The following is a 24,213-nucleotide window of genomic DNA, read 5'->3' as shown; positions in this document are numbered from 1 at the left end:
ACTGCACAAAAAAGCACCCCCTGCGGCCTGTACGGGCAGACCACAGGGGGTGCTTGGCTTTTTTAGATGCGCAGGGAATTAAAGGCACACGTACTTGAGGATGAACAGCACGGTGAGCACATACATCAGCGGGCTGATCTTCTTCTCCTTGGCCTTGCCGGTGATCACATTGATGATGGTCCAGGAGATGATGCCGATGGCAATACCCTCGGAGATGCTGTAAGCAGTGGGCATAGCCAGAATGGTCAGGAATGCGGGGATGCCCTCGCTGGGATCATTGAAGTCGATCTTGACGGCAGAGCCCATCATGTAGAAGCCCACGATGATCAGAGCCGGAGCAGTAGCAAAGCTGGGAATGGTGAGGAACAGCGGGCTGAAGATGGTAGCCAGCAGGAACAGCACGCCGGTGGTCATAGCGGTCAGACCGGTGCGGCCGCCCTCGGTAACGCCGGAGGCGCTCTCCACGAAGGTGGTGGTGGTGGAAGTGCCCAGCACAGCGCCCACGCAGGTGCCGATGGAGTCTGCCATCAGTGCGCCCTTGATGTTGGGCAGACGGCCGTCCTCGTCCAGCATATCAGCCTTGGAGGCCACGCCGATCAGGGTGCCCAGCGTGTCGAACAGGTCCACGAACAGGAAGGAGAACATCACGGCGAAGAAGTTCAGCAGGCCGACACCGGAGAAGTCGGTCTTGAACACCTGACCAAAGGTCTCGCCCAGTGCGGAGAAGTCGAAGCTGACAAAGGCGGTGGGGATGACGGAGTACATGCCGGCCTCCACATCGGGGACGTAGATACCGGTCAGCTCGCACACGATGCCCAGCAGCCAGGTGATCAGGATGCCGTACAGGATGCCGCCCTTGACCTTTTTGACCAGCAGAATGGCGGTGATGACCACGCCCAGCAGAGCCAGAATAGCGCCCACGCCAACGCTGTGGAAGGTTGCGCCCTTGAAGTGCTGGTAGGTGACCAGCGTGGAATCGCTGTTAACGATCAGCTTGGCGTTCTGCAGGCCGACAAAGGCCACGAACAGGCCGATGCCCACGCTGACGGCGCTCTTCAGGGTCATGGGAATGGCGTTGAAGATGCCCTCGCGCACATTGGTCAGGGACAGTGCGATGAAGATGACGCCCTCAACAAAGACGGCCATCAGAGCCAGCTGCCAGCTGTAGCCCATGGTCAGCACGACCGTGTAGGCAAAGTAGGCGTTCAGGCCCATGCCGGGAGCCAGTGCAAAGGGGTAGTTGGCCAGCACAGCCATCAGTGCAGTGGCAATAAAGGATGCCAGCGCGGTGGCAATCAGCACAGCCTTGGAATCCATGCCCGCTGCGGACAGGATGTTGGGGTTGACGGCAAGGATGTAAGCCATGGTCATGAAGGTAGTGATACCAGCCATGATCTCGGTCTTTACATCGGTGTGGTTTTCTTTCAGGTGAAAGAACTTTTCTAACATGAGAAACCTCCTGCTTCCAATAAAACACTCCGCCGGTTGCGGACGGCGGAGAAAGAACAGTTTCCATTCTATCAGCTGAAAACGTTTTTGTCCACATCAGAAACACATAAATTTCGCAATTTGTTCAAATTTTCTTAAATAAGTATGACTTATCTCACAAAAAATCTGGCATATTTTAGTGATTTGGACGGAATGCAGGCGATATGTGCAGAAAAAGTGTGTGCGGAAAAAAGTAGTTCCGAAACATCCTGCGGGTGTTTCGGAACTACAAATAAAATATTTTTTTACAAATGACCGGCGCTTACAGCGTCTCTACCCGGTCGAACAGATCCTTTGCCGCTTCCACGGCATCTTTGCTGCCAAAGGCCACCCGCACGCCGCCGGACAGCACATCAGACAGGGCGGCGGCCTGTGCTTTGAGCAGGGCGGCGTCCACGCTGCACAGCGTCTTGCGGTCGGCGGCGCGCATCTCGTCCGTGATGCCGCAGAAGTACCGGCGGTCCAGCTCACGGGCAGCGGCACGCGCCTTGCGGGGCGTGTCCAGCTTGGCAGCAGTGCCCACGATGAACTCGTCCAGATCCCGGGCGGTGTAGTCCCGGGCGGCAAGGGCGGCAGGGGCGGCGGCAAAGGTATTGTAGCTTTCCCGCAGGTGGGGGTCCCGGTAGGTGTACAAAAACTCGATGCCGTCGGCACAGAGCATGCCGGTGCCATAGGCACCGCCCACCTCCCGGATGGCGTGCCACAGGTATTCGTAGCTCATCACCCGCGCCAGCACCCGGCGGCGGCTGTCCCGGGGCATGGGCCAAGCCAGCACATCGTAGTTCACACCGCCGTCAATGATAAAGGCTTCGTTCACGGGGGGCGTCAGGGGCTGGGTGTAGGGCTGCGCCGGGGTGCGCTGCGCAGCGGCAAAGCGGCTTTGCGGCAGCAGGGTGCGCAGCTTTTCCAGTGCGTCCTCGGAGCCGTGCAGGCTGACGGTCAGGGCGGCAGTTTGCAGCACCTGGCGGCGCACAGCATCCAGCTTTGCGCCCAGTGCCGCCCAGTCGGCCTTTTCCAGCAGATTGCACAGGAAATGGTAATAACTCACGCCGGTGCAGGCTTCGTCTGCAGCGCCCTCTACATAATAATGGGCGCGGGCACGGGTGGAGGCAAACTCGTTGCCCTGCTGGATAAACAGCTGCTCCATGCGCAGCTTCAGCTGACTGACCACCCGGGCATAGGCGGCTTCGGCAGCAGCGCCGGTAAGGACGGTATCGTACAGCCACTCGCCGCCGATCTCCACCGCCTTTTCCAAGCTGCGCTCCAGCAGGCTCAGGCAGAGGGAAAGCTTTGCGTGGCAGGGGCTGCCCTCCTGCCGCCCGGTCCAGAGGTCCAGCTGGGCGCGGCTGTCGCCCAGCCAAGTGCTGCGCAGGGTGTTCAGCTGCTGGGCGGTGTGGGCGGGGGTGTCCAGCTCGTCCAGCACATCGGTGAGCAGGTTCAGGTATTGCAGCTCCTCCGGGGTGACAGTGCCCAGATCATAGTAAAAATTCAGGTACAGGCTCCCGGCAGAGGGGTGGCGCAGCAGGGTGGCACCGGCCAGCTGCTCGGCGCTGCCCTGCGGGGCGGCATCGCCTGCGCCAAGGTCGGCGGCGGTGAGGGGGTGCTCCAGCACCAGCTTGCCATCGGTGCGCGCCGGGGCGGCGATGTCCTCAGTTTTGGGGGCGGTGGGGATTTGCACCACCTGCACCGGGGCGGGGGCAAACAGCTCCCGCAGCAGGGTGTCGAACCAGCCCTCCTCCAGCTTGCTGCGCAGGGCGGCGAAAAGTTTGTCCGTGTGCAGCAGCAGGGCGGCATCGCCGGTATGCAGCCAGCCGGTGGCGGCGTTGATGGCGTCCAGCACGCCGTCCGGCAGGCTGCCCGGGCGCTCCAGCGAGGCAAACTCGGCTTCGTTCAAAGCGGCCAGCAGCAGGTCGTGGGGGATGCCGGTCTTTAGCAGCTCGTCCACAGCCTTGCGTACAGCGGGGGCAAACTTGCGGGCAGAATCCACCGTAGCACCGCGCAGCAGCAACTCCAAGGTGGGCTGCAGGGTACTGTCGTCAAAGCCGATGTCGATATCTGCGCCCAGCTGCTCGGCCAGCAGCGCGGCCTTGAGGGGAGAGCTGTTAGTGCTCAGCAGCGCACCCAGCAGAATCTCCACGCCCAGCTGCCGCTCCCGGTCGGCGAACGCACCAGTGTACCATGCCAGTGCGCACTGCACCTCGTCCGGCTTGGGCTGGTCGGTGTAGTAGGGCAGCTCCACGAATGCACCGGGCTGCTCGTCCTGCATGGTCAGGCGGGGACGGGCAGCGGCCTTGGGCATCTTGGACAGGTAGTCCTGATCCAGCCGTGCCAGCTTATCGGCCATGTCCATCTTGCCGTACAGGGTGATGCAGCAGTTGTCGGCGCTGTAATGGCGGCGGTACACCCGCTGGTATTTCTCATAGGTCAGGGCGGGGATGGACGCCGGGTCGCCGCCGGACACAAAGCCGTAAGCGGTATCCGGGAACATCGCCCGTTGCAGGGCGTTTTGCAGCTGAGCATCCGGGGAGGCCAGCGCGCCCTGCATCTCGTTGTAGACCACACCGCTGACCGTGCCGTCTGCATCCCGGTGCCAGCCTTCCTGCTCGAACACGGCAGAATCTACCATAGCCAGCGGGCAGAACACCGCGTTCAGGTAGACATCCATCAGGTTGCAGAAATCGGTCTCGTTGGGGGTGGCAAAGGGGTAGACCGTTTTATCCGGGAAGGTCATTGCATTGAGAAAGGAGGCCATGCTGCTTTTGAGCAGCTGCACGAAGGGGGAGCTGACCGGGTATTTTTCGCTGCCCGCCAGCACGGAGTGCTCCAGAATGTGGAACACGCCGGTGTCATCGGAGGGGAAGGTGCCGAAGCCGATGCCGAAGGCCTTGTTGACGTCCTCGTTTTCCACCAGCAGCACGGCTGCGCCGCTGACGTCATGGGTGAGCAGGGTCAAAGTACCGTGCTGCTCGGGGCAGTCCTCGGTGCGCAGGACGGTATAACCGGGATAGTGTGCCATTTTTATTCTCCTTTACGGGATGTTTTTCACAGAGGATGCGCCTGCGGCTCAGCCGCCGAACAGGCCGAAAAAGCTGGTGTGGGTCACGCCCAGCACAAGGAAAAGAGCAATCAAAGCGAACAGCACGCCGATGATGATATCCATCTGGTGCACCGTGAGCGGGAATTTATCATAAAGCTTTTCCTTGGGGTTTACAAAGTTCTTGTTGCCGTTGTCCAGCAGGCGCTTTTTGCCCTGCTCAAAATCGGCCTTCTGTGCCTGCAATTCAGCCTGCTGGCGGGCAAGTTCTGCCTCGCGGGCGGCCAGTGCGGCCTCGCGGCGTTCAAGCTCGGTCTGGGTATCCGGGGTGGGCTGTGCCATGGAAAGTCCCTCCTGTAAGCATAAGATGTTTTCCTTATGATACCACAAAAATGTGGACAAAAAAAGCACCCGCAGTGCAAAGACTGCGGGTGCAAAGGGGGATGATGAGGAGATTACTTCTTAGCCAGATACTTGCGGATATCAATGGCGACAGCCACGATAATGACAAGGCCCTGCACGATGTAGGTGTAAGAGGAGTTGACGTTCATGAACTGCAGAGCGACCTTCATCAGCTCAAAGACCAGAACGCCGACCAGAACGCCGGGAACAGTACCAACGCCGCCGGTGGTGGAAACACCGCCGATGGTGCAGGCTGCGATGGCGTCCAGCTCATAGCCCTGTGCGGTGTTGACGGATGCGCCGCCGGACTTTGCAGCCAGCAGGCAGCCTGCCAGACCGAACATGCAGGAAGCCAGGATGTAGATGCGGATCTTGGTGGCGTTGACGTTGACACCGGCCACCTCAGCAGCAGCTTCGTTGCCGCCGATGGCGTACATGTACTTGCCGTGACGGGTCTTGTTGTACAGGAACCAGAAGCAGGCAGCCACGATCAGGGCGATCCAGATCAGCACGGGGATGCCGATGATGGTGTTGGAGGCCAGGGAGGTGAAGTTCTTGTTCAGGGAGCCAATGGGGGTACCGCCGGTGTACACCAGGCAGATACCGTAGACCACCTGCTGCATGCCCAAGGTTGCGATGAAGGGCTGCACCTTCAGGTAGCTGACCACCAAGCCGTTGCACAGACCCACGATGGCGCAGATGGCAATGACCAGAATGAACACCACAGGGGTGGACAGGGTGGGCATATTGGGGTAGAACTTGCCGGAAGCGCCTTCGGTCTGCGCAAAAATGCAGGCAAGGCAGGCGGCAAAACCAGCCAGACGGCCAGCGGACAGATCGTTACCGGTGGTGATCAGGCAGCCGGAAATGCCCAGCGCGATGATGTAGCGGATGGACACGTTCTTGAACAGGTTGATCATGTTGGTGCCGGAGAAGAAGTTGGGGTGAATGATGCCAACGATCAGAGTGATGGCCAGCATCATCATGATAATGGCGTTGTTGCTGAGCCACTTGCCCACAGCCTTGCCATTCAATTTTTTGGTAGCTTCCACGATAGACAGCCTCCTTAATTACTGATTTGCCGCAGCTGCGTCAGGTGCGGTCTCGAACTGGGTAGCCAGCGCCATGATGTTCTCCTGGGTGGCATCCTTACCGTTGATAAAGCCGGTGATACGGCCATCGCACATGACCATGACACGGTTGGACATACCGATGATCTCGCTCATTTCAGAGGAGATCATGATAATGCTCTTGCCCTGCTTGGCCAGATCGGCGATGATGCAGTAAATTTCATACTTTGCACCGACGTCGATGCCGCGGGTAGGCTCGTCCAGAATGAGCACATCGGGGTTGTTGGCAAGCCAGCGGGCGATCAGCACCTTCTGCTGGTTGCCGCCGGAAAGGCTCTTGATCTGGGTCTTGGGGCTGGGCACCTTGATGGCCATCTTTTCCTTGTTGGTAGCCACCAGATCGAGGATCTTTTTGTTGTCCAGCATGATGGGACCCTTGCGCAGGGCGTCCAGAGAAGCGATGGAGATATTATCGGCAACGCTCAGCACGCCCAGAATGCCGGTAGCACGACGGTCCTCGGTCAGCAGAGCAACGCTCTTGCGGATGGCATCGCGGGGCTGCTTGATGGTAACTTCCTCGCCCTTGATCCACACTTTACCGGAGGTATGGGCACGCAGGCCGAAGATACCTTCCATCAGCTCGGTACGCTGTGCGCCCACCAGACCGGCGACGCCCAGAATTTCGCCCTTTTTCAGCTCAAAGCTGCAATGACGGAAGGAACGGGGATGGATGGAGGTGAAGTCCTCCACCTTCATCATGACCTCGTCCGAGGGCACGTTCTCAAGCGGGGGGAACAGGTTGGACAGCTCACGGCCGACCATCTTTGCAATGATCTCTTCCTTGGTCATGTTGGCAACGTCCCACTTGCCGATGTACTGGCCATCGCGCATGATGGTGACTTCGTCCGCGATCACCTTGATCTCGTCCATCTTGTGGCTGATGTAGACCAGAGCAACGCCCTGCTCCTTCAGATCCCGCATGATGCGGAACAGGCTCTCGACCTCGTTCGCGGTCAGAGAAGAGGTGGGCTCGTCCAAAATCAGCACCTTACAGTTGGCGGAAACGGCCTTGGCGATTTCCACCATCTGCATCTGGGCGATGCTCAAAGAGCCCAGCTTTGCATGGGGGTCGATGTCCAGCTTCAGTTTCTTCAGCAGTTCATCGGTATCTTTGTACATTTTGGCATGGTCCACAACAGTGACGATGCCGTATTTCTTGGTGGGGTAGCGTCCCAGCCAGATATTCTCGGCCACGGTACGGGCCGGAATGGGCTGCAGTTCCTGATGCACCATGGCGATGCCGCGGTCCAGTGCATCCAGCGGGGTGGGGATGGTTACCTTCTGCCCCTCGTATTCGATCTCGCCCTCGTCCATCTTGTAAATGCCGAACATACATTTCATCAGAGTGGACTTACCGGCGCCGTTTTCGCCCATCAGAGCCATGACTTTGCCGGGACGGAGTTCCAGCTGTGCATGATCCAGGGCTTTGACACCGGGGAAGGTCTTGACCACGCCTTTCATTACCAGACGGTATTCTGACATTCCGCAAAAGCCTCCTTTTTGGTTGTTTACAGGCGGGCAGTTTTTTTTCCAAAATAAGGCGCGTGCGTGGAGACGTTTTCTCGCACGCACGCGCTTTTTAGCTTACATTCAAGCCGTTAAGGCCTGCTGCGCACCTTGCATTGGTTCCGGGAAACTTTGGTCTTACTTAATGTACTGAGAAGCGTTGTCCTTGGTGACCTTGACGTAGTCGACCCAGTAGAACTGCTCCACGTCCTTGCCATCGACGAACAGCTTGGTAGCCTCGGCAGCCTTGGTAGCCTGACCAACGTCGTCGTTCAGAACGGTACCGGTCATGTTGCCGTCCAGAACGTCCTGAACAGCCTCAGTCAGAGCATCGACGCCGACCAGATAGATGTCCTTGCCGACGGTGCGGTTTGCCTGCTGGATGGACTGCAGAGCGCCCAGTGCCATTGCGTCGTTGTTGCAGAAGACGACTTCGATCTTATCGCCGTACTGAGACAGAGCGTTTGCAACGTCCTGCTGAGCGGTGGTCTGATCCCAGTTGTCCAGATACTCGTACAGGCACTCAACTTCCTTGCCGGCATCGGTCAGAGCCTTGATGGAGTACTCGGTGCGGTACTGAGCATCGATGTTCTCGGGGTCGCCCTTGCACATAATGTAGGTGATCTTGCCGTCACCGTTGATATCGCCCTGAGTCTCGGTATCCAGGATCAGCTCGCCCTGATAAGTACCGGACTGACGTGCGTCAGCACCAACGTAGCAGCACTTGCCCTTGTAGGAATCCAGCACGCTGTCCTCGGGCTGACGGTTGATGAACACGATGGGAGTGCCGGAGGGAGAAACGGTGTCAACGATGGTCTGAGCGGAAGTGGTCTGGACAGGGTTGATGATCAGCACGTCCACGCCCTGCTGCAGGAAGGTGTTGATCTGCTCGGTCTGGGTGTTCTGGTCGTTCTTGCCGTCCATGATGGTGACGGAGTAGCCCATATCCTTCAGGTAGCCTTCCAGATCGGAGCGGTACAGGGTCATGAAGTTATCAGCAAACTGATAGATGCAAACGCCGATGTTGGCAGAGCCGTTGGTAGCAGCGGCAGAAGCAGCGGTGGAAGAAGCAACGCTGGAAGCAGCAGTGCTGGTGGAGGAAGAGCCGCCGCAAGCGGTCATAGCAGCGGTGGCGCCCACAACAGCGGAAGCCTTCAGGAAGTCGCGACGAGAAATCATTTTCATAATAGTAATCTCCTTCATTTGTGTGTCACAGCATATTCACAGACGCATTTGTCGCATGCGTCCGTAATCCCTGACAGTATTATACCCTTGTATGGGGGTGTTCCGCAAGAGAATAAGTTCACAATATTGGTGCAAATGTTTTGTTACGTTTCTACAAAAGCGGACCAAAGGTTACAAAATCTTTTCGCGAATTATCACAATTTTTCATGCCGATGCAACCAACATACAAATATGATGCAGGTATGTAAAAAAACATGCTCGAACATGACTGAATGTTGCATGACTGCTAAAAAACCGCGAAAAGGGGCGATACATTTTTTGAAAGATATTTTCAGGGATACTACACAACGGAAAGAAAACGCCTTTTATATACTCTTACTGGAAGGGAAAAACAACATGGGTCGAGAAAAAGCTTTGCTCCTCCGGGTAGGGACGGTGCTGCGGCCTTAGAGCACGGCGCCGTTGTACCTTTATAGTGATAGGACGGGCAGTGCGCGGCGAACGTTTTTGTGGGAAGCACCCGAAATACGAGCGGCCGTTTTCTGCGTGCTACGCCGACCGGAGAGATAAAACTGACGCAGCTGCGTTGTACCTTGAAAATGCAAGATATACGTTTAGGATAATATCTATGAAAAAATACCCAATGACCCCACAAAAGTGCACACTGTCGGGTGCGGAAGGCGGGTGATATCCTGTGTACAGAGCCCGGGACACCGGACGAAAGGAGGAAGAACATCATGGGGCAGACAAAGCCCGCCGCCGGGCTGAAGAGCCTGAACCGCGCCGCCGATACCCTGAGCACCCTGCTGGCGCAGGAGGTGAAGGAGCTGAACGAGCGGCAGAAGGCCGCCCGGCGGGAAAACACCCCCGACCCCGGGATGATGAAGGGGCTGAAGGAGGCTACCGCCGTGCTCAAGGATCTGGCGGGTGTAGTAAAGACCCTGAACGATCAGGGCACAGAGCTGGAAGGGACAGAGTGCGGCGTGGTGCTGCTGCCGCCGGTGGAACAGGAGGAGAAGGAATGAACAGAACCGAACGGGCAGTTATTGTGTGGAAGCCGCAGCCCCGGCAGCTGGAATTTATGCGCAGACCGGAGCCGGAGGCGCTGTACGGCGGCGCGGCAGGCGGCGGCAAGAGCGATGCACTGCTGATCGAGGCGTTGCGGCAGGTGCATATCCCGCATTACCGGGCGCTGATCCTGCGCAAGACCTACCCACAGCTTTCCGACCTTGTGGATAAGAGCCAACTATATTACCGCCGGGCGTTCCCAGAGGCGCAGTACAACGCTACCTCCCATGTATGGGTCTTTCCCAGCGGGGCGAAGATTTGGTTTGGCTCCATGCAGTACACCAAGGACCGCACCAACTATCAGGGCAAAGCCTATGATTTTATCGGCTTTGACGAGCTGACCCACTTTGAGTGGGACGAGTACAGCTACATGATGAGCCGCAACCGCCCCACCGGGCCGGGCACCCGGGTGTATATGCGTGCCACCACCAACCCCGGCGGCATCGGCCACGGCTGGGTGAAGGCACGGTTCATCACGCCTGCCCCGCCCGGTACCCCCATTGTGGAAACGGTCACGGTGCGTCTGCCGGACGGCACCGACCAGCAGATGGAGCGGGCGCGGGTATTCATCCCGTCCAGCGTGTTCGATAACCCCGCCCTGCTGGCCAACGACCCCGGGTATCTGGCAAGCCTTGCCAGCCTGCCGGAGGCGGAAAAGCAGGCGCTGCTCTACGGCAGCTGGGACAGCTTTTCCGGGCAGGTGTTCACCGAATGGCGCAACGACCCGGCGCATTATCAGGACCAGCGCTGGACCCACGTCATCGCGCCCTTTGCCATCCCCAAGCACTGGCCCATCTGGCGCGGGTACGACTTCGGTTTTTCCAAGCCCTTTTCGGTGGGGTGGTATGCGGTGGACGAGGAGGGGCGGCTGTACCGCATCAAGGAGCTGTACGGCTGCACCGGACGTCCCAACGAGGGTCTGCGCATCGACCCGGTGGAGCAGGCCAAGCGCATCCGGGAGGCTGAGCAGAATGACCCGCTGCTGCGGGGCAGGGTGATCCATGGGGTGGCAGACCCCGCCATCTTTGACGAGAGCCGGGGCGAGAGCATTGCGGCCATGATGGAGCGCAGCCCGCATTTTCTGCGCTGGCAACCCGGAGACCACACCCGGCTGGCGGGCAAGATGCAGTTTCACTACCGGCTGCGGTTTGCGCCGGACGGGCGGCCGATGCTGCAGGTGTTCAGCAGTTGCAAGCACTTTATCCGCACCCTGCCGAACCTTGTGTACGACGAGAGCAATGTGGAGGATATCGACACCCGGCAGGAGGACCACATCTACGACGAGTGCCGCTATGTGCTGATGGAGCATCCCATCAGCCCGCCCGAGGCTTCTGCCGCGCCGCCAAGGCCGGACGACCCGCTGGAGCTGCACCGGCAGGCGCGGTTCTACCGCATCTGAAAAAACAGGACAGAAAGGAAAGATTATGGAAGATACAAGAGCAGAAGCTTTGCCCATCGGCACGGCAGAGGCGGCGGCTGCGCTGCAGACGCTGCAGCGCTATAAGGCGGGCAAGGCGGCGCTGGACAAGCGCCTGATCGATAACGAGCTGTGGTTCCGCATGGGACACTGGAAAAACTACCGCGACCCGCTGATGCCCGGCAAGGCGCAGCCCTCCAGCGGGTGGCTGTTCAACAGCATCGCCAACAAGCACGCCGACGCCATGGACAACTACCCCGAGCCCATGGTGCTGCCCCGGGCGGCAGACGACCAAACCACGGCGCAGGCGCTTTCCAGCGTGCTGCCGGTGGTGCTGGAGCAGGCGGATTACGAGCAGGTGTACAGCGATGTCTGGTGGCGCAAGCTCAAGCAGGGCACTGGCGTTACCGGCATCTTCTGGGACCCGGCGGCGCGCGGCGGGCTGGGCGACATTGCGGTGCGCAGCGTCAACCTGCTTATGCTCTACTGGGAGCCGGGCGTGCAGGATATTCAGGACTCGCCGGATTTGTTCCACCTCAGCCTTGAGGACACCGCCCGGCTGACCGCGCAGTATCCGCAGCTGGCAGGGCACGCCGCCGGTGTGGTGGACGTGCCCCGGTACATCCACGAGGACGGCCAGACCACCGTCAACAAGAGCGTAGTGGTGGACTGGTACTATAAGCGCCCGGACGAGAACGGCAAATTGCGGCTGCACTACTGCAAGCTGTGCAACGGCGTGGTGCTGTATGCCAGCCAGAACGACCCGGCGCTGGCGGCGCGCGGATTGTACGACCACGGCAAGTACCCCTTTGTGTTCGACCCGTTGTTCGTGGAGGAGGATTCCCCTGCCGGGTTCGGCTACATTGACGTGATGAAGGACTGCCAGAACGCCATTGATAAGATGAACCACGCCATGGACGAGAACGTGCTGCTGGCCTCCCGCCAGCGGTATGTGCTCAGCGATACCGCCGGTGTGAACGAAGAGGAGCTGGCCGACCTGAGCCGGGACATCGTGCACGTTGTGGGCCGATTGAACGAAGATTCCTTCCGTCCGCTGCAAACGGCGGGCCTGCAGGGCAACAGCCTGAGCTACCGCAACAGCCGCATCGAGGAGCTGAAGGAGATCAGCGGCAACCGTGACCTGACGCAGGGCGGCACCAGCGGCGGCGTGACCGCCGCCAGCGCCATCGCTGCCTTGCAGGAGGCAGGCAGCAAGCTGAGCCGGGATATGCTCAAGAGCGCCTACCGCGCCTTTGCAAAGCAGTGCTACCTTATCATTGAGCTGATGCGGCAGTTCTACGACGAGCAGCGGGTGTTCCGTATCACCGGGCAGCGCGGCGAGAGCGAATTCGTGCCCTTCTCGGCACAGGGACTGCGCGCAAAGTCTGTGCCCGCCGTGGGCGGGGTGGAGCTGGGCAGCCGGGAGCCTGTCTTTGACATCGTGGTCAGCGCCGCCAAAAAGAGCACCTTCAGCCGCCTGTCCCAGAACGAGACCGCCAAGGAGTGCTATAAGCTGGGCTTCTTCGACCCTGCCAATGCGGACGCTGCCCTTGCGGCGCTGGAAATGATGGACTTTGAAGGGGTGGAAAAGGTGCGCGCCCGGGTGCGGCAGAACGGTACGCTGGCGCAGCAGCTGTTGCAGCTGCAGGGGCAGATGGCAAGACTGACCGCCGCTCTTGCGCAGCAGCCCGGCGGCACCCAAACGGCGCAGGACACCGCCAGTCTGACGGCACAGCTGCCGGTGGCGGCGGCTGCCCGCGCCATGAACTGGAACGGAAAGGAGGTGAAGTGAGATGATCAAGGTATGTTACAGTGAACTGGACGGCCCCAAGGGGCTGAGCCTGCGGTTGGAAGCCGCCGGCCACGCGGGCTACGCGCCCGCCGGGCAGGATATCGTATGCGCTGGCGCAAGCACCCTGATGCAGGCGCTGGTGTACCTGCTGGCAGGGGAGGAGAGCGCCCGCAGCGATGCATGGGACGAGCCGGAAGGTCCGCGCCTTGCCGTGGCGGTGCAGGCCCCGGTAGCACCGTGGGTGCAGGGTGCGTTTGAGCTGGCCAAGGCGGGCTTTACCCTGCTGGCAGAGCGCTACCCGGACAACCTGCGCTTTGCGGATGTGAGCCGCAGCGGACAGCAAAGCATGATGGACCTGCAGCTGTTTGCGGAAGGCGAAGCCGCCCCCGCGTTGAGCCCGGAGCAGAGCCGACAGGCGGTGGCTGCGGGCACCCTGAAGCCGGAAGCCCCCGCCGCGCAGCCGGAAGCGCCCCGGCAGACCCCGGCAGAGCCGGAAAAGCAGCCGGAAACACCCGCACAGCCGGAGCGCCCGGTGCTGCCGCCTCTGCCACTGCCGGTGGAAAACACGGTGCGCAGCCTGCACGCCCGCTGGGCGGCAGAGGAAGCCGCCATGCGCCGCAGCCAGCCGGGCTTTGACCTGAAAGCAGAGCTGAAGAACCCGGAGATGCGCCGTCTGATGCAGCTGCCCGGCATGCGGGTGCAGGACGCCTACCGCCTTGCCCACTACGAGGATGCCCTGCGCACCACAGCACAGACCGTGGAGCAGGGCGTGGTGGAGCGGGTGCAGCAGCGCGCCGCGCGTCCGCTGGAAAACGGCCTGCGCCCCGGAGCTGCGGCTTCGGTACGGCCGGACGTAGCCGCCATGACCCGCGCCCAGCGGGAGGCCTTGGAGCGCCGTGTGCTGCACGGTGCACAAATTGAACTTTAACCTGACAGGAGAAAGGAAAAAAGCATGATGAATTTCAACATCCAGCTGTTTGCGGACGCGCAGACCAACACCACCGGCACTATGTCGGTAGAGATGAAGACCTTTTACGAGAAGCGCCTGATCGATCAGGCGGAGCCGCGCCTTGTGCACGATCAGTTTGCGGATTACTACCCCGTGCCCCAGAACGGCGGTAAGACCATCGAGTTCCGCAAGTATGACAGCCTGCCCAAGGCCAGCACGCCGCTGACCGAGGGCGTTACCCCCAACGGTCAGGCCCTGAACGTGACCAGCATCACCAGCGACCTGCACCAGTACGGCGGCTGGACCCCGCTGACCGATGTGCTGCAGATGACCGCCATCGACAACAACGTGGTGCAGGCTACCCGTGTGCTGGCAAGTCAGGCAGGCCGCACCATGGACAGCATCACCCGCGATGTGCTGGCGGGCGGCACCAATGTTATCTACGCCCCTAAGCTTGGCGCAGACGGTGCCGAGACCGCCGTTACCAGCCGCAAGGCGCTGGACAAGAGCTGCACCCTGACCCCGAAGCTGTTCTTTCAGGCGGCGGCGCAGCTGGGCGCAATGAACGCTGACCCCATCGGCGACAGCTACGTTGCCATCATCCACCCCTATGCGGCCTACGACCTCAAGACCTGCAAGGAGTTCATGGAGGTGCACAAGTACGCCGACCCCGACACCATGTTCCGCGGCGAGATCGGCAAGCTGGGCAACATCCGCTTTATCGAGACCAGCGAAGCCAAGATCTGGAAGGACGATACCTGCCCGGCGGGTCTTGCGGTGTTCGGTACGCTGGTGCTGGGTGCCCACGCCTACGGTGTGACCGAGCTGGAGGGCGGCGGCCTTGAGCACATCGTCAAGCAGCTGGGCTACGGCGACGACCCGCTGAACCAGCGCGCCTCTGTGGGCTGGAAGGGTATGCGCGCCGCCGAGCGTCTGGTGGAGCAGTACATGGTGCGCATCGAGAGCGTGTCCAGCTACTCCGCCACCGCTGCCGCCAACTAAGGAGGTGCCCATGGCTGAAAAGAATGTGCGCATCCGGCTGTTCAAGGATAACAGCCGCTACAAGGGCGATCTGTTCGTCAGCGTCAACGGCGTGAACTACAAGATCCGCCGTGGCGTGGAGGTGGAAGTGCCGCCCGCTGTGGCCGAGGTGCTGGAGCACAGCCAGCGTCAGGACGAGCTGACCGCTGCCCGCATTGCCGCTGCGGAGAACGCGGCGCAGTAAAATCTGCAATATCAACGCTGCCCGGCTGGGAGAAATGCCCCCGGCCGGGCTTTTTATAAAAAGGATGTGATGAGATGACCATAGGAGAGGCTTTGGAGCGTGCCGAGCGGCTGCGCCCCAACTGCCGCATTGAAACCGAGACCCGGCTGCAATGGCTGCGGGAGGCGGACGCCCTGTTGCGCACAAAGCTGTTTGACCGCGCCGCCGCCGGGACGTTTGATGCAGTGGGCGCAGACCGTCCGTGGGAGCAGCCGGTACAGGATGACCAGACGCTGCTGGCCCCGCCGCCCTTTGATGCCCTGTACCCGCACCTGCTGTGTGCGCAGATGGATGCCGCCTTGGGCGAGACCGACCGCTACGCCGGGGAGCAGGCGCAGTACAACGCCCTGTATGCAGAGCTGGCGGTCTGGCTGCGGCAGAACTACCCGCCCCGCAGCCGGGCGCAGTGGCGCTGGTAAGGAGGTGAGACGATGGTACTGGCAGACAGAATGCGGCTTGCCAACACCCGGCAGCTGCTGCGGGCCTTTGGCGGCCTGAACGAGACTTACGGCTGTTCGGAGGCAGAGTACAGCGCCGGAGTGAACTTTTCCACCCGGGATTTTCCCGCACTGAGCACCCGCACGCCCCGCCGCAAACTGCGGGCGCTGACCGGACTGAACGGGATGTATCATCTGAACGGTCTGCTGACCGTCTGCGGGCGGGACATTGTTTATACCCCGGACGATGCCGCCGCCCCGGCGGTGACGAAGCAGGACGCCGTGACCGATGGCCGCAAGGCGCTGGTGGGTATTGGCACAAAGATCCTGATCTTCCCGGACAAGCTGGCCTTTGATACGGCAGACGGCAGCGTGACCGCACTGGGAGCACTGTGGACGGCGGCGGGCAAAAGCGTGACCTTTGCCCCCTGCGATGCCGCAGGCAAGACTTATCAGGTGGAGGCCTTTGGCCGGGACGAGCCCGCCGAACCAGCAGACGGACAGCTGTTTTTAAAGGTGGAGGATGCCGACCACCCGTGGCGGTACGACAGCACGCTGGAGATGTACAGCAAAAACTCCGGCAGCTGGGCAGCCATCCCGCTGGAATACTGCCGTATCACGGCGGCAGGGCTGGGCAAACTGTTCCGGCAGTGGGACACCGTGACCGTGCAGGGTGCAGCCGCCGAAGCAGCGGGGCAGAGCCCGGAGCTGAACGGAGATCAGATCGTGTACGACGTGGGCGAGGACTGGCTGCGGGTGCGCTGCACCCCGCAGGGCGAGTATTTCTACGGCACACTGGTGCAGAACGCCGCCGCCGCCCAGTGGCAGAGCATGGACGGCAAGCAGCGCCGCAGTGTGGACACTGCGCAGACGGTATCCATGGAGCGCCGGGTGCCGGAGCTGGATTTTGTGACCGAGTGCGACAACCGGGTGTGGGGCTGCAACAGCAAAGAAAACGTTATCTACGGCTGCAAGCTGGGCGACCCCACCAACTGGTTCAGCTACCGGGGCATTGCCGCGGACAGCTACGCCGTCACCGTGGGCAGCGATGGTGCCTTTACCGGGGCAGCTTCCTGCATGGGCTATGCGCTGTTTTTTAAAGAGAATACCCTGCACAAGCTGTACGGCTCCAAGCCTTCGGATTTTCAGCTTTCCAGCCTGCGCTGCCGGGGCGTGGCAAAAAACGCCGCCCGCAGCCTGTGTGTGCTGAACGAGACGCTGTATTATCTCTCGCCGGACGGCGTCATGGCGTGGGACGGCAGTCTGCCCACCAAGGTGTCCGGTGCGCTGGACGCCGCAAAGCTTGCCAACGTGCAAAGCGCCGTGGGTGGTGCGCTGGATGGCCGGTACTACCTGCACATCTCCCGGGAGAGTGCGCGCTTGCTGGTCTACGATACCGAGAAGGGGCTGTGGAGCGAGGAGGACGTCTGCTCTTGCGATATGACCAGCACCGGCGGGCAGCTTTATCTGTGGGACGGGCAGGCGCTGTGGGCGGCAGATCCCACCCGTGAGCCGGACTGGCAAACCACCGACGGTGTGGAAACGGACATCCCCTTTGAGCTGGTTACCGGCGATGTGGGGCTGGACGGCACCGAACAGCGGTATCTCTCCCGGCTGACCCTGCGTCTGGACGCCGAGCGCACCAGCACAGTAGAAGTGGCGGTGAGCTATGACGGCGGCGCGTGGGAGACGGTGGCCTCTCTTGCCACCCAAGGCAGCCGCCGCAGCTGTGACCTGCCCTTTGTGCCCCGGCGGTGTGGGTCGCTGCGGCTGCGGCTGCGCGGCAAGGGGCAGATCACCCTGCGCAGCCTTGTGCGCACCATCGCCCCGGCAAAGGGAAAATTATGGGAGGAGGATGCCTCATGGCAAGCATGAACGGCCTGAGCAAGCTGGGCCTGCCCAAGCTCAGCGATCACATGGACCCGGAGGATGCCCGGGCACTGCGCAGCTATCTGTACCAGATGCAGGAGCAGCTGCAGTATGTACTGACCAATCTGGATACGGAAAATATGTCCGACACCCTGCGCAGCAAGCTGCAGGGATTATAAGAAAGGAGAATTTTATGGCATCCAAAAAGAAGGAGGAGCTGCTGCAGCCGGATGTGCAAACGCAGGCACAGCCTGCCGCGCAGCCCACTTACAGCACCGAGGGGCTGAACAGCCGCGCCGATGTGGAAAAGGCCATGGCAAACACTAGCTACCGCCCCAGCCAGCAGGTGACCGATGCTGCCGATGCCCTGAAGCAGTGGCAGCAGAACCGCCCCGCAGACTACCAGAGCGGCTATCAGGACAGGATCAACGAGCTGCTGGGGCAGCTGCTGGAGCGGGAAAATTTTCAGTACAGCTACACCCGTGACCCGCTCTACCGCCAGTATGAGCAGCTATATACCCAGAACGCCCACAACGCCAGCGCGGACGCGGCGGCGCAGGCGGCAGCCCTGACCGGCGGCTACGGTTCCAGCTATGCCACCAGTGCGGCGCAGCAGGCTTATCAGCAGCAGATCGGCGGGCTGGCAAGCGCTATCCCCACCCTGTATAGTCTGGCGCTGGATACCTACCAGAGCGGCGGCGAGGAACTGGTGAACCGGCTGGACCAACTGAACGGACAGGAGCAGAACGCCCAGACCCTGTATGACCGTCAGCTGCAGGACTACTACACCCAGCTGCAGCAGAAGGGCGAGGCCTACAACGACGCCTACGCCAAGGACTACGGCCAGTATCAGGAGCACCTGAACCGGCTGGATACCCTGCACGGCTACTACACCGCGCAGGAGCAGGCGCAGATCAATCAGCGCCAGCAGGCCTTTAATAATATCATGACCGTGCTGGGCATCATCGGGGATGTGGTGCAGCTGGCCATCAGCGGTACTACCGGTCTGGGCAGTCTGGCGGGCAGTCTGATGAACACCGGGTACAACATCTACGCTGGCAACCGCGCCTATGAGGCCGAGCGTGCCGACACCCAGTGGAGCCAGCAGATGCAGGAGAAGCAGCGGCAGGACGCACTGACCCAGCAGCAGTACGACAACACCGCCAGCGAGCGCGCCTATCAGGATGCGCTGAAGCAACAGGCCTTCAACAATAACGTGACCACCCAGAAGCTGAACATCGCCAAGGGTGAGTGGGCACTGAAGCAGGCTAACGCCCAGCAGAAGGCCGCACAGGCCGCCAGCAGAGCAGCGACTGCGGGCACAAAGTCCGGCAGCTCTGGCAGCTCCAGCAGCGGAAAGGCCACCGGCAGCAGCGGCTCTGCTTCCGGTGGCAGCCGCAGCGCCGTCAGCGCCGGAGTGCCCTACACAGCAGCGCTGCTGCACAGTCAGGGCAAGAGCGATGTGGCCATTACCTCTGCCCTGCGGCAGGAGGGCTATACCCCCGCCCAGATCGCAAAGATTTTACAGGAGATGAATAAATAAGAGAAAAGGCACCCCGGCAAAGCAGCTGCTTTGCCGGGGTGCAGTATTTTTATAGTATCCGGCCAAAAGAAAAAGTCCGCTGTTCAAAACAGCGGACTTTTTGGTGGGGTGCCCAGTGGGACTCGAACCCACGGTCTCCAGATCCACAATCTGGCGCGTTAACCGACTACGCTATGGGCACCACATAGATGCGCCCGAAGGGACTCGAACCCCCGGCCCACTGCTTAGAAGGCAGTTGCTCTATCCACCTGAGCTACGGGCGCACGTTGTTATCCCAATGGGTTCCTTTATGGCGGCAGCTCTGTGTCGGCACAGGCTGCGAGAGAAATAATACCATACCCATCGCATTCTGTCAAGGAAAATTTGAAAAAAGTTTCAACTTTTTTGCGCTGCGGGCAAAAATAGACGTTCCAGCGTGTAGGAACGGCCTTACAGCAGCCACATTCCGGCACAGCCCAGCGCAAAGCCCAGTGCAAAGCCGCACACCACGTCCCGCACATGATGCACCCCGGTGAGCACCCGCAGGCAGCAGATGAGCAGGGCAATGCCCACCATCACGCAGCCCGCAGCGGGGTAGAAATACAGCCACACCGCGGCCAGCACAGCGGCGCTCAGCGCGTGGCGGGAGGGCATGGAGTGCCCCCGGCTCTCCTTTGCTACCAGCGGGGTAAAGCCGGGCTGCTCGTAGGGGCGGGGGAAGTGCAGCCGACTGCGCAGCAACGTGCCGCCCCAGAACACCAGTCCCGGCACAAAGACGGAACGGGCGATGAGCACCATAAAGCCTAGCGCGGCCTGCTGCTGGGTGAGGAACAGCCGCGAGAGCCGGACGTTCAGCAGGCACAGCAGCACCGGATAGCACACAAAGGGCACCAGCGGCAGCCACCGGTCCAGAAAAACGACCAGCCGTTTTACGGCCGGATGGTCGTTGAACCAGTGATAGATGGGCTTATACTGTTCTGCGGTCAAAGCAGCTCTCCTCCTGTCGGGTCGGACATCAGAAACAGGTGTCCAGATAGTTTTCCACATCAAAGGGCTCCGGGGTGGAATCCTTGCGCAGGTACAGCGGGTGGTGCGGGTGCCCCTTTTTGCTGCGCTTGCCAAAGGTGACCCACGGGATCTCCCGCTCCCGCGTCAGGGCTACCATCTCCCGCATCAGGCCGGGTAGGTAGTCCCGCTTTTCGATCAGGGTGCCCCATGCCGCCCACATGGTAGGCTCGGTCTGCGCCAGCACGGCCTGCAGCCAGCGCAGGTTTTCATCGCACAGGGCGCGGTCGGGTACTTTGTCCATATCGTTGGGGTCGGTGGCACGCTGGGGGTAGACGTTGAACATGATCCAGCTGTCAAAGCCGTTGGCGGCGGCCAGACGCTCCACGCTTTTTAAGGTGGGGTCCAGCGCGCCGGGCTGGGCGGTGCTGGGGTTGATGCCGATGCACACCAGCGGGTGTTTGCCCACCCGCCCCAGAACATAACGGTAGCTTTGGTAGGTGTGGGGCTCGTAATACCAGACGCCGCCGGCGTATTCGCCCGCCTTGAGCACGGGCAGAGAAACGGTCTGCATGATAGTAAACTCCTGTCGGTTTTGAATAGCATTCTTATCGTACCTGAATCTACCGGGAAAATCAACAGTTTTAGCCCTAAAATACTGCCTTATTTCTGTTTTTGTGGTATACTGGGGGTGTTCCGGTGCGGCAGGGGGACTGCGGCACCGCGTTTCGCTTATAGAAAAAAGGAGTTCTTATGCTGGAAGATTATAAAAGTGCACTGCGCGCAGGGCAGCGCGCCTATCGTGCCCGCATATCCCGCGGCCAGTCGCCCTATCTGGCTGTTCTGGACGATGTGCTCAAGGGCGTGGATATCGTGGCGCAGGAGCCGCTGGGTCTGGTGGAGATCCCGTCAGACAGTCTTGTGGGCACCAAAACCAGCGGACGGCACACTGCCTTTTCGTATGACTTTATGCCTCTGTTGGAGCCGGATACCGAGTTTGCCGCCAAGTGGTCGAACCTGTGTGACGCGCACTTGGAAGAGGGCATCCATACCCCCATCATCGCCTTTGAGTACATGAACCGGTTCTATGTGCAGGAGGGCAACAAGCGGGTCTCGGTGCTCAAGTATTACGGTGCAGTCAAGATCCCGGGCACAGTCACCCGGCTCATCCCCGCCCGCACTGATGACCTTGAGAATAAGATCTACTACGAGTTTCTGGATTTCTATAAGCTGTCCAAAGTGAACTATGTGCATTTCTCCAAGCTGGGCGGCTACAGCAAGCTGCAGACGCTGGTGTGCAAGGCCAGCGGCGAGGCATGGTCGGAGGACGACAGGCTGAACTTTGCCGCCTTCTACACCATGTTCCACCAACAGTTCGAAGCCTTGGGCGGCAGATCCTTGGGGCTGACCACCGGTGATGCGCTGCTGGTGTACCTGTCGGTGTACCGCTACTCCGACACCTACGACGCCACCCCTGCACAGGTGCGGCAGAATCTCGAAAAATTGTGGAACGAGGTGAAGGTGCTCACCGAGCCCCATGGCGTGGAGCTTTCGCTGGACCCGCCCAAGAGTCCCGCAGAGCCGCTTTTGTCCAAGTTGAATATCTTCAGCCCCAGCAAACAGCCCAGTGAGCTGCGGGTGGCATTTATCCACGAGTACAACGCCAAGATCAGCGCATGGGTACGCGCGCATGACGAAGGGCGCGAGGCGCTGGCCAAGGTTTTCCCGGACAAGGTGTATATCAGCTGCTACGAGGATGTGAACCCGGAGGTGGACGCAGAGCAGGTGCTGGAGGAAGTAGCCCACAACAATGCGGACGTGGTGTTCGCCACCAGCGTGCGGATGTACAACGCCTGCCTGAAGGTGGCGGCGCAACACCCCAAGACCCGCATCCTGAACTGCTCGCTGAACGCGCCGCACCCGCTGGTGCGCACCTACTACCCCCGCACCTATGAAGTGACCTATCTGCTGGGCATGCTGGCCGGTATCATGACCAAAACCGGGCACATTGGCTATGTGGCGGCAAACCCCGTGTACGGCGTGCCCGCTGCGATCAACGCTTTTGCACAGGGACTGAAGAGTGTACGCCCGGCGGGCCGCATCTGGCTGCGCTGGGCCTGCCTGAACGATGCAGCCCACCCGCTGGATTTTGCCGACTGCCCGGAGATCGACATGGTCTACGCCCGGGACAGCCGGGAGCCTGCCAACACCCACCGGGACTATGGTTTGTGCCGCAAGCTGCCGGACGGCAGTTTGCAGCCGCTGGGTCTGCCAATCTGGAGGTGGGATACCTTCTATGTGGAGATCGTGCGCTCTATCTTTGACGGCAGCTGGGACAACGCAGCCACCACTCGTGCGGTGAACTACTGGTGGGGGCTGCGCAGCGGCGCAGAGGATCTGGAGTATCAGGAAACACTGCCCAGCGGTACACGGCAGCTGTTGGATCTGCTGGAAACACTGCAGGGCTCGGATAATGTGCACATCTTCCCGGAAAAGCTGTATGATAACGAGGACAACCTGCACTCCCCGGAGAATAGAGTTTACAGCCCCAAAGAACTGATGGAGATGGATTGGCTGGATGCCTGTGTACACGGCAAGCTGCCCCATTACGATGAACTGGACGTCAAGACCCGTACCGTGCTGGCGATCAACGGACTGGACAACGTAAAGGGTCTGGAGAAATGAGCCGGCCTGACCAGAAAAGAATGGAGCATACGAACGTGAAAATTCTTGCTATCTCAGATGTCCCGTCCAAGGCGCTGTGGGACTATGACACCCGCGCCCGGCTGGAAGGCATCGACCTGATCCTCTCCTGCGGGGATCTGCCTAAAAAGTATCTGGAATATCTCACAAACTTTACCGCTGCACCCATCCTGTATGTGCACGGCAACCACGACGGCAGCTACCAGACCCAGGGCGAGCCCGGCGGTTGCATCTGCGTGGACGATCAGGTGTACACATGGAAGGGTCTGCGCATCATGGGGCTTGGGGGCTGTCAGCGCTATAATAAAGAGGACACCTACCAGTACACCGAGAAGGCCATGCGTCGCCGTGTGCACAAGCTGGAGCATCAGGCACACAAAAGGGGCGGCATCGACCTGCTGCTGACCCACGCCCCGGCCAAAGGGCTGAACGATGGGGACGACTGTGCCCACAGGGGCTTTGAGTGCTTCAACGAGATTTTGGACGAGTACCAGCCTAAATGGTTCATCCACGGGCACGTACACCTGAATTACGATGCAAAGCTGCCCCGGGTATGCACCCGCGGCAACACCACCGTGATCAACGCCACCGAGCGCTATGTATTCGAGATCCCGGACCCGGATCCGGCCGAGGAGCGTAAGACCCTTTGGCGGATGCTGGGGTTCTGAGCCGCTGCCTATGCAAAAAAGACACCGCACAGCTGTGCGGTGTCTTTTTTTGTTCATATAGAAAACCACAAGCTAAGCTTGTGGAAGAAAAGAGCCGTAGCGTTGAAACGGTAGAAAAAGAACCTCCTTTTGCTATAATTAGAAGCGGGTAACGCCAACCGCATACTAAAGCAAAAGGAGGTTCATCCATATGGACGAGAAAAGTTTATCACATACGAGCTGGAATTGCAAATATCACATAGTGCTAGTACCGAAATATCGCAGGAAAGTGATATACGGAAAACTGAGAAAAGATATCGGTAAGATATTGAGAATGCTTTGCGATTATAAGCATGTAGAAATCATAGAAGCACACGCTATGCCAGACCATATCCATATGCTTGTGTCGATACCGCCCAAACTTGCCGTAGCAGATTTCATGGGGTATCTCAAAGGGAAGAATACGCTCATGATATTTGAGCGACATGCAAACCTAAAATACAAATACGGAAGGAGAGTGTTCTGGGCGAAAGGATATTACGTAAATACAGTAGGTGGAAATGAAGCCAAGATTCGCAAATACATTCAGGAACAAGAGTTCAACGATCAGATGTGCGACCAGTTGAGCTTCAAGGAATACGAAGATCCATTCAAGAATGTAGCTGACTTCGATGACGACGATTCGCCAGAAGTGCCTACAGATAGTATGAGAAAGTAAAAGCGACGTCAGTGTGCGGTTGACGTCGCTCATTGTGCGCCTTTAGGCGCGGCTGGTATTATGGCCCCTATGGGGCC

21 protein-coding genes and 2 tRNA genes are annotated in these 24,213 nt (G+C 60.0%); 13 read left to right on the top strand and 10 right to left on the bottom strand.

Translation table 11 applies throughout. From position 1 onward, the window contains the following. Positions 1-78: 78 nt before the first annotated feature. From DXB44_RS03745 to DXB44_RS03720, 6 genes are all read right to left on the bottom strand, one after another. Positions 79-1,449: an NCS2 family permease gene (locus DXB44_RS03745; protein ID WP_118657787.1), complete on the bottom strand. Its 1,371-nt coding sequence runs from the start codon at positions 1,447-1,449 to the stop codon at positions 79-81. A 301-nt stretch (positions 1,450-1,750) separates the two neighbouring features. Further along, a complete protein-coding gene (locus DXB44_RS03740) occupies positions 1,751-4,504 on the bottom strand; it encodes an insulinase family protein (RefSeq protein WP_118657786.1) in 2,754 nt (917 codons plus the stop codon). A 48-nt stretch (positions 4,505-4,552) separates the two neighbouring features. Then, positions 4,553-4,864: a hypothetical protein gene (locus DXB44_RS03735; protein WP_118657785.1), complete on the bottom strand. Its 312-nt coding sequence runs from the start codon at positions 4,862-4,864 to the stop codon at positions 4,553-4,555. 113 nt (positions 4,865-4,977) lie between these two features. Next, the gene (locus DXB44_RS03730; protein WP_118657784.1) at positions 4,978-5,976 is read right to left on the bottom strand and encodes a beta-methylgalactoside transporter; all 999 of its coding nucleotides are present in this window, start codon (positions 5,974-5,976) and stop codon (positions 4,978-4,980) included. A gap of 18 nt (positions 5,977-5,994) precedes the next feature. Then, entirely contained in the window at positions 5,995-7,536 is a 1,542-nt protein-coding gene (locus DXB44_RS03725; RefSeq protein ID WP_055185603.1) for a sugar ABC transporter ATP-binding protein, read from the bottom strand. A 162-nt stretch (positions 7,537-7,698) separates the two neighbouring features. Beyond that, the gene (locus DXB44_RS03720; protein WP_118657783.1) at positions 7,699-8,745 is read right to left on the bottom strand and encodes a substrate-binding domain-containing protein; all 1,047 of its coding nucleotides are present in this window, start codon (positions 8,743-8,745) and stop codon (positions 7,699-7,701) included. 737 nt (positions 8,746-9,482) lie between these two features. On the opposite strand from DXB44_RS03720, the gene DXB44_RS03715 reads away from it, so the two are divergent. The 10 genes from DXB44_RS03715 (at position 9,483) to DXB44_RS03670 (ending at position 19,084) form a co-directional block, all read left to right on the top strand. Then, positions 9,483-9,770: a hypothetical protein gene (locus DXB44_RS03715; protein ID WP_005927190.1), complete on the top strand. Its 288-nt coding sequence runs from the start codon at positions 9,483-9,485 to the stop codon at positions 9,768-9,770. After that, positions 9,767-11,212 carry a terminase family protein gene (locus DXB44_RS03710; RefSeq protein WP_118657782.1) on the top strand — a complete coding sequence of 482 codons (1,446 nt, stop codon included), beginning with the start codon at positions 9,767-9,769 and terminating at the stop codon, positions 11,210-11,212. The genes DXB44_RS03715 and DXB44_RS03710 overlap by 4 nt, the downstream gene beginning before the upstream one ends. Positions 11,213-11,237: 25 nt before the next feature. Then, entirely contained in the window at positions 11,238-13,022 is a 1,785-nt protein-coding gene (locus DXB44_RS03705; RefSeq protein WP_118657781.1) for a hypothetical protein, read from the top strand. Between the two features lies 1 nt (position 13,023). Further along, positions 13,024-13,950, top strand: coding sequence for a ribosomal-processing cysteine protease Prp (locus DXB44_RS03700; RefSeq protein ID WP_118657780.1), 927 nt, complete (start codon positions 13,024-13,026; stop codon positions 13,948-13,950). Between the two features lie 24 nt (positions 13,951-13,974). Beyond that, on the top strand, positions 13,975-14,973 hold the full coding sequence (locus DXB44_RS03695; protein WP_015536641.1) for a N4-gp56 family major capsid protein: 999 nt from the start codon (positions 13,975-13,977) through the stop codon (positions 14,971-14,973). 10 nt (positions 14,974-14,983) lie between these two features. Then, the gene (locus tag DXB44_RS03690; RefSeq protein ID WP_005927203.1) at positions 14,984-15,196 is read left to right on the top strand and encodes a hypothetical protein; all 213 of its coding nucleotides are present in this window, start codon (positions 14,984-14,986) and stop codon (positions 15,194-15,196) included. Positions 15,197-15,270: 74 nt separating this feature from the next. After that, complete coding sequence (locus tag DXB44_RS03685) at positions 15,271-15,654, top strand: hypothetical protein (protein WP_118657779.1); 384 nt, start codon at positions 15,271-15,273, stop codon at positions 15,652-15,654. Between the two features lie 12 nt (positions 15,655-15,666). Then, a complete protein-coding gene (locus DXB44_RS03680; protein WP_118657778.1) occupies positions 15,667-17,547 on the top strand; it encodes a hypothetical protein in 1,881 nt (626 codons plus the stop codon). After that, complete coding sequence (locus DXB44_RS03675; protein WP_055185609.1) at positions 17,535-17,720, top strand: hypothetical protein; 186 nt, start codon at positions 17,535-17,537, stop codon at positions 17,718-17,720. Before DXB44_RS03680 ends, DXB44_RS03675 begins: the two co-directional genes overlap by 13 nt. A gap of 14 nt (positions 17,721-17,734) precedes the next feature. Beyond that, positions 17,735-19,084: a cell envelope biogenesis protein TolA gene (locus DXB44_RS03670; RefSeq protein WP_118657777.1), complete on the top strand. Its 1,350-nt coding sequence runs from the start codon at positions 17,735-17,737 to the stop codon at positions 19,082-19,084. A 104-nt stretch (positions 19,085-19,188) separates the two neighbouring features. On the opposite strand, the gene DXB44_RS03665 is transcribed toward DXB44_RS03670, so the two are convergent. The 4 genes from DXB44_RS03665 to DXB44_RS03650 all read right to left on the bottom strand — a co-directional run bounded on the left by DXB44_RS03665 (position 19,189) and on the right by DXB44_RS03650 (position 20,642). Next, positions 19,189-19,265: transfer RNA gene (locus DXB44_RS03665), tRNA-His, on the bottom strand. 8 nt (positions 19,266-19,273) lie between these two features. Continuing rightward, a tRNA-Arg gene (locus DXB44_RS03660) sits at positions 19,274-19,347 on the bottom strand. 166 nt (positions 19,348-19,513) lie between these two features. Continuing rightward, positions 19,514-20,050, bottom strand: coding sequence for a phosphatase PAP2 family protein (locus DXB44_RS03655; protein ID WP_118657776.1), 537 nt, complete (start codon positions 20,048-20,050; stop codon positions 19,514-19,516). Positions 20,051-20,078: 28 nt separating this feature from the next. Beyond that, entirely contained in the window at positions 20,079-20,642 is a 564-nt protein-coding gene (locus DXB44_RS03650; protein ID WP_118657775.1) for a DUF1643 domain-containing protein, read from the bottom strand. A 179-nt stretch (positions 20,643-20,821) separates the two neighbouring features. Between DXB44_RS03650 and DXB44_RS03645 the strand changes: the two genes are divergently transcribed. From DXB44_RS03645 to tnpA, 3 genes are all read left to right on the top strand, one after another. Next, positions 20,822-22,753 carry a BMP family ABC transporter substrate-binding protein gene (locus tag DXB44_RS03645; RefSeq protein ID WP_118657774.1) on the top strand — a complete coding sequence of 644 codons (1,932 nt, stop codon included), beginning with the start codon at positions 20,822-20,824 and terminating at the stop codon, positions 22,751-22,753. A 35-nt stretch (positions 22,754-22,788) separates the two neighbouring features. Then, the gene (locus DXB44_RS03640) at positions 22,789-23,439 is read left to right on the top strand and encodes a metallophosphoesterase (RefSeq protein ID WP_181967338.1); all 651 of its coding nucleotides are present in this window, start codon (positions 22,789-22,791) and stop codon (positions 23,437-23,439) included. A 190-nt stretch (positions 23,440-23,629) separates the two neighbouring features. Beyond that, positions 23,630-24,136: an IS200/IS605 family transposase gene (tnpA, locus tag DXB44_RS03635; protein ID WP_118657773.1), complete on the top strand. Its 507-nt coding sequence runs from the start codon at positions 23,630-23,632 to the stop codon at positions 24,134-24,136. Positions 24,137-24,213 lie beyond the last annotated feature (77 nt).

It is taken from the genome of Faecalibacterium sp. OM04-11BH, assembly GCF_003482185.1.
In the GTDB taxonomy this organism is placed as follows: Bacteria; Bacillota; Clostridia; order Oscillospirales; family Ruminococcaceae; genus Faecalibacterium; species Faecalibacterium tardum.
Note: the sequence above shows the minus strand (reverse complement) of the source record. Positions and strands in the feature narration are given on the sequence as shown.